The organism is Shimia sp. (genome assembly GCF_041624275.1).
Lineage (GTDB): Bacteria > Pseudomonadota > Alphaproteobacteria > Rhodobacterales > Rhodobacteraceae > Shimia.
Genome location: NZ_JBFJVE010000082.1, coordinates 1 through 12,443 on the forward strand (window position 1 = coordinate 1; position 12,443 = coordinate 12,443).

At 66.6% G+C, this 12,443-nt stretch carries 13 protein-coding genes; 6 read left to right on the plus strand and 7 right to left on the minus strand.

Annotated features, from left to right (window positions below):
* The 3 genes from ABZD10_RS08195 to ABZD10_RS08205 all read left to right on the plus strand — a co-directional run.
* On the plus strand, window positions 1-551 hold a 551-nt coding region (locus ABZD10_RS08195; protein ID WP_372885721.1), incomplete at its 5' end, for an SDR family oxidoreductase.
* A gap of 412 nt (window positions 552-963) precedes the next feature.
* The gene (locus ABZD10_RS08200) at window positions 964-1,911 is read left to right on the plus strand and encodes a transcriptional regulator GcvA (protein WP_372885722.1); all 948 of its coding nucleotides are present in this window, start codon (window positions 964-966) and stop codon (window positions 1,909-1,911) included.
* Entirely contained in the window at window positions 1,908-2,771 is an 864-nt protein-coding gene (locus ABZD10_RS08205) for a DMT family transporter (protein WP_372885723.1), read from the plus strand. Before ABZD10_RS08200 ends, ABZD10_RS08205 begins: the two co-directional genes overlap by 4 nt.
* Here ABZD10_RS08205 and ABZD10_RS08210 read toward each other — a convergent pair whose 3' ends face one another.
* The 3 genes from ABZD10_RS08210 to ABZD10_RS08220 all read right to left on the minus strand — a co-directional run bounded on the left by ABZD10_RS08210 (window position 2,772) and on the right by ABZD10_RS08220 (window position 4,099).
* The gene (locus ABZD10_RS08210; RefSeq protein WP_372885725.1) at window positions 2,772-2,936 is read right to left on the minus strand and encodes a YdcH family protein; all 165 of its coding nucleotides are present in this window, start codon (window positions 2,934-2,936) and stop codon (window positions 2,772-2,774) included.
* A 189-nt stretch (window positions 2,937-3,125) separates the two neighbouring features.
* On the minus strand, window positions 3,126-3,896 hold the full coding sequence (locus ABZD10_RS08215) for a tRNA1(Val) (adenine(37)-N6)-methyltransferase (RefSeq protein WP_372885726.1): 771 nt from the start codon (window positions 3,894-3,896) through the stop codon (window positions 3,126-3,128).
* A complete protein-coding gene (locus tag ABZD10_RS08220; protein WP_372885728.1) occupies window positions 3,884-4,099 on the minus strand; it encodes a DUF2007 domain-containing protein in 216 nt (71 codons plus the stop codon). The genes ABZD10_RS08215 and ABZD10_RS08220 overlap by 13 nt, the downstream gene beginning before the upstream one ends.
* Window positions 4,100-4,154: 55 nt before the next feature.
* Here ABZD10_RS08220 and ABZD10_RS08225 point away from each other — a divergent pair, with 55 nt between their 5' ends.
* Complete coding sequence (locus ABZD10_RS08225; RefSeq protein WP_372885729.1) at window positions 4,155-5,156, plus strand: polyprenyl synthetase family protein; 1,002 nt, start codon at window positions 4,155-4,157, stop codon at window positions 5,154-5,156.
* A gap of 113 nt (window positions 5,157-5,269) precedes the next feature.
* Here the strand turns inward: ABZD10_RS08225 and ABZD10_RS08230 are convergent, their stop codons facing one another.
* From ABZD10_RS08230 to ABZD10_RS08240, 3 genes are all read right to left on the minus strand, one after another.
* Window positions 5,270-6,121 (minus strand): 4-(cytidine 5'-diphospho)-2-C-methyl-D-erythritol kinase, encoded by an 852-nt coding sequence (locus tag ABZD10_RS08230; protein ID WP_372885731.1) that lies wholly within the window; start codon window positions 6,119-6,121, stop codon window positions 5,270-5,272.
* Window positions 6,111-7,820 (minus strand): tetratricopeptide repeat protein, encoded by a 1,710-nt coding sequence (locus tag ABZD10_RS08235; RefSeq protein WP_372885732.1) that lies wholly within the window; start codon window positions 7,818-7,820, stop codon window positions 6,111-6,113. The genes ABZD10_RS08230 and ABZD10_RS08235 overlap by 11 nt, the downstream gene beginning before the upstream one ends.
* A 135-nt stretch (window positions 7,821-7,955) precedes the next feature.
* A complete protein-coding gene (locus tag ABZD10_RS08240; RefSeq protein ID WP_372885734.1) occupies window positions 7,956-9,602 on the minus strand; it encodes a 4Fe-4S dicluster domain-containing protein in 1,647 nt (548 codons plus the stop codon).
* Window positions 9,603-9,858: 256 nt separating this feature from the next.
* Between ABZD10_RS08240 and greA the strand changes: the two genes are divergently transcribed.
* Window positions 9,859-10,329, plus strand: coding sequence for a transcription elongation factor GreA (greA, locus tag ABZD10_RS08245; RefSeq protein WP_372885735.1), 471 nt, complete (start codon window positions 9,859-9,861; stop codon window positions 10,327-10,329).
* Window positions 10,330-10,352: 23 nt separating this feature from the next.
* Window positions 10,353-11,375 carry a hypothetical protein gene (locus ABZD10_RS08250; RefSeq protein ID WP_372885736.1) on the plus strand — a complete coding sequence of 341 codons (1,023 nt, stop codon included), beginning with the start codon at window positions 10,353-10,355 and terminating at the stop codon, window positions 11,373-11,375.
* A 94-nt stretch (window positions 11,376-11,469) separates the two neighbouring features.
* Here ABZD10_RS08250 and ABZD10_RS08255 read toward each other — a convergent pair.
* Window positions 11,470-12,443 (minus strand): molybdenum cofactor synthesis domain-containing protein (locus ABZD10_RS08255; RefSeq protein WP_372885737.1); only part of this gene is annotated, 974 nt, incomplete at its 5' end.

Below are 12,443 nucleotides of genomic sequence, written 5' to 3' on the forward strand. Positions count from 1 at the left end.
ATTACGAAAGCAGCGCCGCCGGCATCGCCCAGGTCGAGGCCGATCTGGGCCCGATCGACGTCGTCGTCGCCAATGCCGGGATCACCCGCGACGCACCATTCCACAAGATGACCCCCGAGCAGTGGAAAGACGTGATCGACACCAACCTGACCGGCGTGTTCAACACCGTGCATCCGGTCTGGCCGGGCATGCGCGAACGCAAGTTCGGCCGCGTCATCGTGATCTCGTCGGTCAACGGCCAGAAGGGCCAGTTCGCTCAGGTCAACTATGCCGCCACCAAGGCCGGCGACCTTGGCATCGTGAAGTCGCTGGCCCAGGAAGGCGCCCGCGCCGGCATCACCGCCAACGCGGTCTGCCCCGGATATATCGCCACCGAAATGGTCATGGCCGTGCCCGAGAAAGTGCGCGAGTCGATCATCGCCGGCATCCCCGCCGGCCGTCTGGGCGAGCCCGAGGAAATCGCCCGCTGCGTGGCTTTCCTGGCCTCGGACGACGCCGGCTTTGTCAACGGATCGACGATCTCGGCCAACGGTGCGCAGTTCTTCTCCTGATTGCCATCAGCCATCGACATCAAGGGCCGCCCTTCGGGGCGGCCTTTTCTTTCGCGAGGGGTGCAGAGCTGCCGCTCGCCCCCGGAAACAGGGTCGCCTCCAAAGCGGAAACGACCCTGTTTCGCCCCGTAAGTGCCCGGACCTCAGGCGCAGCGGGACGGTTCCGTAAGTGCCCTGCGGCGCAGCGGAACATGGAGGCACGAAACAAGCCACCTCAGAAGGCTGACAAAGGCCTCGCTGCGCGCAAGATGCGCGCGGTAAAAGGCTTGCTGCATGCGGGCATTGTGTGCGGCTTCGATCATTTCGCTGTCTCCTGAGACAAGTTTTCCTGATGTGGCACCAATGTGATCCATAAGAAAAATTCTTACAAACGAGACTTTTCAAGCACTCGATTAAGTTTTACTTAAGTGAAATGACTGACCGACTGCCTCCGCTGACTGCGCTGCGCGCCTTCGAGGCCGCCGCCCGACACCTGTCCTTTTCCCGTGCCGCCGACGAGTTGCACGTGACGCCGGCGGCGCTGTCGTTCCAGATCAAGTCGCTCGAGGAACACCTCGGGACGGCGCTTTTCATCCGCCTCAACCGCGCGGTCGAACTGACCGAGGCCGGGCGCGGCCTTGCCCCCGGCCTGACCGAAGGGTTCCGCGCCCTCAATACCGCATGGCAGGCGGCCCGCAGGCAGGCGGACGACAGCACGCTGGTGGTCACCGCCGGCCCGGCCTTCACCGCCAAGTGGCTGGCGCCACGCTTCTACGAATTTGCCCGCGCCCACCCCGAGATCGACCTGCGGTTCACCGCCACCCTGAAGTCTCTGGATTTCGGGCGCGACGAGGTCGACGTCGCGATCCGTTTCGGCATCGACAAGCAGGAGCCGGGCTTGTGGTCGCTGCCGCTGGTCGGCGAATGGGTCGCCCCGGTCATGACCCCCGAGCTGGCAGCCCGCTACCCGACCCCGCAATCACTGGCCGAGGCGACGCTGATCCATGACGGGAGCATCGATTTCCTGTCACCGCGCAGCGACTGGGCCGCCTGGTTCCGCATGATGGAGCTCGATATCGACGCCACTCACGGGCCGCGTTTCACCGGCGCCGACCACGCGGTGGACGCCGCCCTTGCCGGTGCCGGCGTGGTGCTGGGCCGCCGCGCGCTGGTGGTCAAGGACATCCACGAGGGGCGTCTGGTGATGCCGTTCAGACGCGCCATCGGATTGCAGGCGCGGTTTCGCTTCGTCTGCCAGCAGGGGGCCGAGACCAAGCCCCAGATCGTGGCCTTCAGGCAGTGGATTCTGGACGAGATCGCCAAGACGTCGCATATCTCTGACGACCTGGAGATCACCCCGATCGAGGATATTCCCCAATGACCCGGACCCGCGCCACGGCGATCGGTTTTCTGGCCGTGCTGCTCTGGGCCCTGCTGGCATTGTTCACGGTCGGCTCGGCACCGACCCCGCCCCTGCTGCTGAACACCATCTGCTTCGCTATCGGCGGCACGATCGGCCTGATCTGGACCGCCCGCACCGGTGGTTTCGCCCGCCTGCGCCGGGTCGACTGGAAGGTCTATGCCTTCGGCACCTGCGGCCTGTTCGGCTATCATGCGCTGTATTTCAGCGCCCTGCGCCTTGCACCGGCCGCCGAGGCCGGGCTGATCGCCTATCTCTGGCCGCTGCTGATCGTGCTGCTGTCGGGGCTCTTGCCCGGCGAGAGGCTGCGCCGGGGTCACCTTGCCGGGGCGCTCTGCGGCTTTCTCGGGGCGGCGCTGATCATCCGGGGCGGCGGCAACGGCTTTGATACCGAGGCCCTGCCCGGCTATCTGCTGGCGCTGGCCTGCGCCCTGACCTGGTCGGGTTATTCGGTCGGCTCCAGACGGCTTGGCGCGGTGCCGACCGAAACCGTGGCGGTGTTCTGCATCGCCTCGGCGCTTCTGTCGGGGGCGCTGCACCTGATGCTCGAGCCGACGGTCTGGCCCGCCGGCGCGCTGGGCTGGGGATCGGCCCTGGCGCTGGGGCTGGGCCCGGTCGGACTGGCCTTCTATGTCTGGGATATCGGGGTGAAACAGGGCGACATTCAGCTTTTGGGCACGGCGTCCTATGCCGCCCCGCTGCTGTCCACGCTGGTTCTCGTGGGCTTCGGCGTCGCCGAGCCAAGCTGGATGCTGGCCGCCGCCACCCTGTTGATCACCGGCGGCGCGACACTTGCCGCGCGCGCCAGCATGAAGGCCTGATCAGACCGACAGTCGTTCGATTTCTTCCTTGAGCTTAAGCTTTTGTTTCTTCATTTCGACGATGTCGAAATCGCTGGAACCCGGGGCACGTTGCTCGGCTTCGACCTGTTCCGAGAGGGTTTCGTGTTTCCGTTTCAGTTCTTGCAGATGCGAGCTCACGCTCATGGCAGTCCTCCTCTCAAAATGACATTCAACCCTTGCAGTGCACCACAAAAAAACCGGTGTGTCACGCTGCAACAGTTCCAATTTAGGTATTGATCGGAATCTTGCCAGTCACCGGGCGCGGTTTCCGGCGCCGCAGACCGGATTGCGGCCGTCGACGCGACCCGGCGCCCGTCGGCGGGCCAAAGGACGTCATCCGGGGAATTCCAGCGCCGCCCCGTGGCGCAGGACTGCGCTGATCCGGTCGCCATAGCTGTCGCCGTCGCCTTCATGGCGCGCCCCGACATGCATCGTCACCGGCGCGTGCAGGCGGAACGCCGCCCGCCCGCCCTTGCGGGCCCGCAGCAAGACCAGCTTGGCCGCGCGCCCCTGCCGGGGTTGCAGCGGCAGGACTTCGATCGCGCCCAGATGCGCCGCCATGCAGGCCAGAAGCTCGGGCAGGCGCTCGGCGCGATGGATGAAGGTCGCATGCCCCCCCGGCGCCAGCCGGCGCGACGCGACCGATACCCATGTCGCCAGCGGCGTCGCCTCGCCCATGGCGATCTCGCGGCCGGCATCTGTCGCCGCGGTCGAGGTGCTGCGGTCGAAATAGGGCGGATTGGCGATCACGTGGTCAAAGCGCCGCTGGCGCAGATCGGCGGGCAGCGCCGCAAGATCGGCGCAATGGACCTGCATCGGCTGACGATTGAGATCGGCGTTGCATTCTGCCAGCGCCGCATAGTCGGATTGCAGCTCGACCGCCACCAGATCAAGACCCGGCACCCGGTGGCCGAGACAGAGGATCGCGGTGCCGACGCCACAGCCCAGCTCGAGAACCGACTGGCCCGGGCGCGCCGCCACCGCGGCCGCCAGCAGCACCGGGTCAACCCCGGCGCGATAGCCCCGCGCCGGCTGGCGGATGGTCAGGCGCCCGCCGAGATAGGCGTTCTGCGTCAGCGCCGCGCCGCCGGTCATGGGCTGCATGCGATGCCATTGTCGCGCATCGCCCGCTGCGCGCTTTCGATCTGATCCGAGCGCACCATCAGGCGACGCGGAAAGATTCCGATCGAGCCTTCGAGAATGCTCATATTTACGTCCATTTCAAAGCAGTCTATACCCTCCCCCTGAAGAAGGGCGGAGGCAAAGGCGATGATCGTCGGATCGTTGCTGCGCAGAAGTTCTTTCATGGGGAAGATGTAAGGGCAGGTCCTAGGCAATGTCGAGGCCTGTGACAGGAGTGTGATGGGTCTGGACCACGCCGCAACCAAACCGCATGAAGCGTTGAGTGACGTTCTGGCCGCCGAAATGGCCGCCGTGAACACGCTTATTCAGGAGCGCATGGCGAGCAAGCACGCCCCGCGTATCCCCGAGGTGACCGCCCATCTGGTCAATGCCGGCGGCAAGCGTCTGCGACCGATGCTGACCCTGGCCGCGGCGCGGCTCTGCGGCTATGACGGGCCCTATCACGTGCATCTGGCCGCCACGGTGGAATTCATTCACACCGCCACATTGCTGCATGATGATGTGGTCGATGAAAGCGCCCAGCGGCGCGGACGGCCAACCGCCAACCTGCTCTGGGACAACAAATCCTCGGTTCTGGTCGGCGATTACCTGTTCTCGCGCTCTTTCCAGCTGATGACCGAAACCGGGTCGATCGATGTGCTGCGGATCCTGTCCAATGCCTCGGCCACCATTGCCGAGGGCGAGGTGTTGCAGCTGACCGCGGCGCAGGATCTGCGCACCGACGAGGCCATCTATCTTCAGGTCGTGCGCGGCAAGACGGCGGCGCTGTTTTCAGCCGCCACCGAGGTTGGCGGGGTGATTGCCGATGCCGATCCGGCGCATGTGCAGGCGCTGTTCGACTATGGCGATGCGCTGGGGATTGCGTTCCAGATCGTCGACGACCTGCTGGATTACCAGGGCGACAGCAGCAAGACCGGCAAGAATGTCGGCGATGATTTCCGCGAGCGCAAGCTGACCCTGCCGGTGATCAAGGCGGTGGCCAGGGCCGACGAGGCCGAGCGGGCGTTTTGGGTCAAGACCATCGAAAAAGGTCGCCAGGATGACGGTGATCTGGAGCATGCGCTGGACCTGCTGCACAAGCACGGCACGCTGGAAGCGACACGTCAGGATGCGCTGGCCTGGGCCGCCAAGGCCAAGCTGGCCATCGAGACCCTGCCCGAGCACGAGATCCGCAGCATGTTGAGCGACCTGGCGGATTACGTGGTGGCGCGGGTCACCTGACACCGCGGCCGGGTCCGGGAAGGACGGGGACCGGGAAGGACGGGGGCCAGCCCCCGCTTGGCCGGCTGACGGCCGGCCAATTCACCCCCGGGATACTTCCGGCAAGAGAAAGATCAGGCCAGCACCGGGCCGGCGGCGCACCACCACTGGCCGTGCGAGGCGGCGCTCAGCGCCCGGCGCGCCGCCTCGGCCGCGCGCCCGTCGGGCGGAAACAGGCCGAAACAGGTGGCCCCGGACCCCGACATGCCGACATTGAGGCTGCCACTGGCCCGCAGCGCCGCCAGCACCTCGCCGATCACCGGCTGCTGGTGCAGGGCCGGCGGCATCAGGTCGTTGCGCTGCGCCTGCAGCCAGGCGGTGAAATCGCCAAGCCCGGCCCAGCGCGGCAGCGATTCCGCCATGGCCGGGTTGGTTTTTCGCGTCAGGGCGCGGAACACGCCCGGTGTCGAGACCGCCACCCGCGGATTGACGAGGAGGATCTCCATCTCGGGCAGGCCGTCGATGCGGCTCAGGGTCTCGCCGATGCCCTGCATCCGCTGGGCGCCGGGCGCCATGCAGACCGGGATGTCGGCCCCCAGCGACAGGCAGCGCCCCGGCGCGGGCAGCGGGGCCTGCCAGTGCCGCGCCAGCGCCCGCAGGGTGGCGGCGGCATCGCTGGATCCGCCGCCGATGCCGGACGAGACCGGCAGCCGTTTGGTCAGGGTGATCCGCGCGCCCCGGGGATCGTCGAACAGCCGCGCCGCGCGCAGCACCAGATTGTCGGCATTGCCCGGGCCCGCATCGAGACCGGCGGCCTCGGGGCCGGTGACCGCGAGCGACAGTTTGTCGGCGGGCGCCACCGCGACCGTGTCACCGATCTCGGCAAAGACGACCAGCGAATCCAGCAGGTGATAACCGTCGTCGCGCTGGCCGGTCACATGCAGGGTCAGGTTGATCTTGGCCGGGGCGAAGACCTCAACCGTCATTGGCGACCTTCAGCGGCGCTTCGCCGGCTTCCTCGAGCACCTGATCCAGCCCGACCTCCAGCTTGCGGCGGATACGCTCGGGCTTGGCCTCTTCCGCCGAGTCCGCATCGACGAAAGACAGGGCACGGCGCCACTGGAACCTGGCCTCGAGATGGCGCCCCACGGCCCAGTAGACATCGCCGAGGTGGTCGTTGACCACCGGGTCGACCGGCATCAGCTCGGCGGCGCGTTCCATGTGGGCGACCGCCTCGCCGTAGCGCCCGAGGCGGTAGAGAACCCAGCCCAGCGAGTCGACGATATAGCCCGAATCCGGGCGCGCCGCGACGGCGCGTTCGATCATCTCGAGCGCCTCGTCCAGCTTGACCTGTTTTTCGACCAGCGAATAGCCGAGATAGTTCAGCACCTGCGGCTGTTCCGGGTTGAGATCGAGCGCGTGGCGGAAATCGGCCTCGGACTGTTCCCAGCTGCCGAGCCTTTCGTGGCTGATGCCGCGCGCATAATAGAGGAACCAGCGGCCGGAATCCTGCGGCTGCGACAGTGACAGGGCCCGGTCATAGGCCTCGACGGCGGCGGCGAAATCGCGCTGCTGGCGATGAAGATCCCCCAGGGCGGAATGCACCACCGGCAGATCACCGTGGCGGCGCGCCAGCTGTTCCAGCACCTCGACCGCGGCCTCGGGCCTGCCGGCGCGGCGCAGCGCTTCGGCGCGGCCCAGTTCGGCGGCGTGATAGGACGGGTGTTCGGCCGACACCTTGCGATAGGTTTCCACCGACAATTCGTGCCGCCCGAGATCCTCGAGCAGTTCGGCCGACAGCAACAGGGCCTCGAAATGGTCGGGGCGCAGGTATTCGGCCACCCGCGTGTAGAGCAGGACATAGTCGGGCGAGGCTTCGTTGCGCAGCGCGTTGGCCAGCGAAAAGAACACTTCCGCGGCGCCGTCGGCGGCACTGCGGATATGGGTGAAGGGCAGTTTCTCGCCGGCTTCGAGCCGCGCCTTGAGCGCCGCGAGATCGGGATCGAGATCACCCTGGAACACGTCCTGGATCAGCGCCGCCGCCTCGTCGTTGCGCGCCAGCTGGGACAGGATCTCGACCAGCGCCAGAATGCCCCTTCGGGTGCTCTGGATGGCGCCGTTGCCATCGTCGGAATAGATCGCCTCGGCGCCTTCGTAATCGCCGACCGAGGCCAGGGCCAGCGCCCGGTGATAGGCTGCGAACCCGCCGAGTCCGGGCTCTTCGGCGACCGCGTCAAAGGCCTCGAGCGCGCGCGTGATATCGCCTGTTCCCATATGGGCCCAGCCCGACAGCAGCCCGTCGACCAGCGGCCCGACGCCCTGACCGCTCTCGATGGCCTGCACCAGCCCGCGAAAATCGCCCTGATCGACCATTCCGGCGGCCACCACCATATTGGCAAGCTGGCTCTGCAAGCCATCGGCGACGATCTTGCGCGCCACCGGAAGCGCCGCGTCGAGCCGCCCCAGCGACAGCTGCGCCAGAACCGCGCTTTCCAGAAGCTGCGGGTTCGAAGGGTCCTGGGCCAGCGCGTGGCTGTAGTAGCGCGCCGACTTGGCGAAATCACTGTCGTAGGTGGCCTGGCGCGCCGCGAGATAGCTGCCCGCGAGGCTCTCCGCGGCGGCGGGCAGCGCGGCTGCGGCAAGCAGGAGGGACAAGGTCAGGTTGCGAAACAGTGACGTGGCCAAGCGTGGCTCCCCCTAACAGTTGTACCCCACGAACCTAGTGCCGCAGGGAGTGAACGGCAATGGCAGAAGCGGGTTGCGCGGAAAACAAAAGGGCCGCGCGATCGGCGGCCCCTGTCTGGTGATGCTATGGCGGGCTCACATGTTGGGATAGTTCGGCCCGTCGCCGCCCTGGGGCGTGACCCAGGTGATGTTCTGGCTGGGGTCCTTGATATCGCAGGTTTTGCAATGCACGCAGTTCTGGAAGTTGATCTGGAACCGCGGGCCGTCCTCGCCTTCAAGCACCTCATAGACCCCGGCCGGGCAATAGCGTTGCGCCGGTTCGGCGTATTTCGGCAGGTTGACGGCGATCGGCAGCGACTCGTCGGCCAGACGCAGGTGGCAGGGCTGGCTTTCCTCGTGGTTGGTCATCGCGAAGCTGACATTGGTCAGCCGGTCGAAGCTGAGCTTGCCGTCGGGTTTGGGATAGTCGAGCACCTTGTGCTTGTCGGCAGGTTCGGTCGCCTCGGCGTCGGTCTTGCCGTGTTTCAGCGTGCCGAACAGCGAGAAGCCCAGCGTGTTGGTCCACATGTCGAGACCGCCCAGCGCCAGCGAGGGCAGCATGCCCCATTTGGACCACATCGGCTTGACGTTGCGCACCTTCTTCAGGTCCTTGCCGATCGCGCCGCTGCGCACCTCGACCTCATAGGCGGTCAGCTCGTCCGCCGCGCGGCCATCCTGGATCGCGGCATAGGCGGCTTCGGCCGCAGCCTTGCCGGACAGCATGGCGTTGTGGTTGCCCTTGATTCGCGGCACGTTGACCATGCCGACCGAACAGCCCAGCAGCGCCACGCCGGGGGCCACCATCTTGCACATCGACTGATAGCCGCCTTCCGAGATCGCGCGCGCGCCATAGGCCACGCGTTTACCGCCTTCGAGCAGCTCGGCGATCATCGGGTGATGCTTGAAGCGCTGGAATTCCATATAGGGGAAGAGATGCGGGTTCTTGTAGTTCAGGTGCACCACGAATCCGACGTACACCTGGTTGTTCTCGAGGTGATACACGAACGATCCGCCACCGGCATTGCCGTTCAGCGGCCAGCCCATGGTGTGGGTGACGGTGCCTTCCTTGTGCTTGGCCGGGTCGATCTCCCAGATTTCCTTCATACCGACGCCGAACTTCTGCACGTCCTTGCCGGCCTGAAGGTCGTATTTGGCGATCACCTCCTTGGCCAGCGAGCCGCGCACGCCCTCAGACAGGAAGACGTATTTGCCGTGCAGCTCCATGCCCGGTTCGGTGCCGGGGCCGTAGGAGCCGTCGGCCTCGAGGCCGAAGACACCGGCGACAACGCCCTTGACCTCACCGTTGTCACCATAGACCAGTTCCGAACAGGCCATGCCGGGGAAGATCTCGACGCCCAGTTCCTCGGCCTGTTCGGCCATCCAGCGGCAGACATTGGCCATCGACACGATGTAGTTGCCGTGGTTGTTCATCAGCGGCGGCATCGGGAAGTTGGGGATGCGCACCTCGCCCGCTTCGCCGAGCATGTAGAAGTTGTCTTCCTTGACCGGCGTATTGAGAGGCGCGCCCTTTTCCTTCCAGTCGGGGATCAGCGCATCGAGACCGCAGGGATCGAGCACCGCGCCGGAGAGGATATGCGCCCCCACTTCCGAGCCCTTTTCCAGCACGACCACGTTGATGTCGGCATCCAGTTGCTTCAGCCGGATCGCTGCGGACAGGCCCGCGGGGCCCGCTCCGACGATGACGACGTCATATTCCATTGCTTCGCGTTCGATCTCGGCCATTTTGGCTTCCTTCCTTCCGGGGGCTGGCGGAAATTTTGTTTCGCGAGTGCTACCGCGTCTTGGAACAAAACGTCAATCCGAACCCGACGGCAAAATGGTGCAAAACGCCACTGGTGCAGGATATTCCGAGGATTTCCTCTTGCAAAGGGACTGGTCCCTTGCTTTTGAAAGAGCGCTCGGGGCACTCTCGGGACAAGAACAGCAAAACGCGCGGTTGGTGTCACCAGATACACCGCACCAGGATCGGGATCGACCCATGGAAAAAATACCGATGACCCGTGCCGGCTCGGCGGCACTGGAAACAGAATTGAAGCAGCTGAAAACGGTCGAGCGACCCGCCATCATCAAGGCCATCGCCGAAGCGCGCGAACATGGCGACCTGTCGGAGAACGCCGAATATCACTCGGCCCGCGAGAAACAGTCGTTCATCGAAGGGCGGATCAAGGAACTGGAGGGCGTGATTTCGCTGGCCGAGGTCATCGACCCGAAGACCCTGTCCGGCGCCATCAAGTTCGGCGCCACGGTGACACTGATCGACGAGGAAACCGACGAGGAAAAGACCTGGCAGATCGTCGGCGAACATGAAGCCAATGTCGAAAACGGGCTGCTCAACATCAAATCGCCGATCGCCCGCGCCCTGATCGGCAAGGAAGAGGGCGACAGTGTCGAGGTGCGCACCCCCGGTGGCGAGAAAAGCTACGAAGTGCTGAGCATCGCCTATGTCTGACCGCTGAACCGGCAGGAGCACCCATGAGCGACGAGCGCGAGAGCGGCCCGACCCCGTTGGGCATTTACGAAAAACCCGCGCTGGCGCGGGTCACCGGGATCGAGGTGATCGCGGTGCTGCTGTCCCTGCTCTGGCTTTTGGGCGCCGCCGCGTTCTTCCTTGTCGTCGACGGCGAATCGCTGGGCGACATCGACGCGCTGCGCTTCGTGATGACCATGCTGGCGGTGTTCATGCCGGTGGCGATGATCTGGGTGGCGGCGACCGCCGCCCGCTCGAGCCGCATCATGCGCGAGGAAAGCGCCCGCTTGCAGGCGGCGATCGACGCCATGCGCCGCACCTATGTCGCCCAGGCCCAGGGCGTCGCCGGGCGGGCGGCGGGCGAACCCTCGGTGGCGCGCAAGCTCGATGAGATCGCCGCCGCCCAGCGCAAGACCGAAAACGCCCTTGCCACCTTCACCTCGACCCGCGAGGCCGAGCGGGCCATCCGCAAGCCGGCCGACCCGGTGGCGGCGCAGCAGGGCGGCGAGGACCAGGGCCTGCTGGCGCTGGGCACCCCGGCCGAAGACCTGTCGCCGCCGCTCGATCGCGAGGTGTTCATCAGCGCCCTGAACTTCCCCGAGAACGCCGAGGACAAGGCCGGGTTCCAGGCGTTGCGCAAGGCGCTCAAGGACCGGCAGGCGGCCCAGCTGATCCAGGCGGCGCAGGACGTGCTGACCCTGCTCAGCCAGGACGGCATCTACATGGACGATCTGCGCCCCGACCTGGCGCGCCCGGAAATCTGGCGCCGCTTCGCCGCCGGAGAGCGGGGGCGCCAGATCGCCCAGCTGGGCGGCATCCGCGACCGCTCGTCACTGGCGCTGGCGGCGGGACGGATGAAGCAGGACCCGATCTTCCGCGATGCCGCGCATCATTTCCTGCGCCGCTTCGACAAGACCTTTGTCGCGCTCGAGGAAACCGCCTCGGATGCCGAGATCGCCGCGCTTTCGAACACCCGCACCGCCCGCGCCTTCATGCTGCTGGGCCGGGTTGCCGGCATCTTCGACTAGCCGCCGGCGGCGGCGCAGAAGGGGCGCTGCCCCTCGCGTTGAAAATGCCGGCATTTTCAACGCTCACCCCGGGATATTTCCGGCAAGAGAAAGCTCAGAGGCCGAAGGCGGCATAGGGGATGTAGGTCACCGGGGTGCCGATTTCGATCTTTGCGGCATCGTCGGGCAGCTCCACCAGGCCCTCGGCCCAGGAAAGCCCGCTGATCAGCCCCGAGCCTTCCGAGCGGAACACCTCGACCCGGCCGTCGCGCAGCCGGGCGCGCAGGTATTCGCGGCGGCCGGGCTTCTTGGTCTTGGTGAACCCGGCGGGCAGGCTCAGGCGCTGCGGCTCCTGCCAGCCCTGCCCGGCCAGAAGCCCCATGGCAGGACGCGCGAAGACCAAGGTGCAGACCATGGCGGCGACCGGGTTGCCCGGCAGGCCGAAGATCGGGGTGCCGTTCCACAGGCCCAGCGCCAGCGGGCGGCCGGGCTTGACGGCGATGCGCCAGAGCGCCATGGCGCCGCTTTGGTTGAGCAGGGCCGCCAGGTGGTCCTCGTCTCCGGCCGAGGCGCCGCCCGAGGTCAGGATGACATCCGCGCGGTCGGCGGCGCGGTCGAGAAAGGCGGCCAGCGCGGCGCGTTCGTCGGGGGCGCGGCCCAGATCGACGGGCAGGAACCCGAACCGCCTGCACATGGCGATCAGCATCGGCCGGTTGGCGTCGTAGATCTGATCGGGGCGGGCCTGTTCGCCGGGTTCGGCCAGCTCGTCTCCGGTGGAGAGCACCGCGACCCGCAGCCGCTTGCGCACCGGCACCTCGGCGACGCCCGAGGCCGCCAGCAGCGCCAGATCCGCCGGGGTCAGGCGGCGCCCGGCGGGAAGGACCGTTTGACCAATCGCGAAATCCTCGCCCGCGCGGCGGATGTTGGCGCCCTGTTTCGGGGGGCCGCGAAAGCTGATCCGGGCACCGTCGGTGGTGATGTCCTCTTGCAGGATCACGGTATCGACCCCCTCGGGGATGGCAGCGCCGGTGAGGATGCGGATCGCCCGGCCTTCGGGCAGCACCCCGGCAAAGGGCTGGCCGGCGGCCG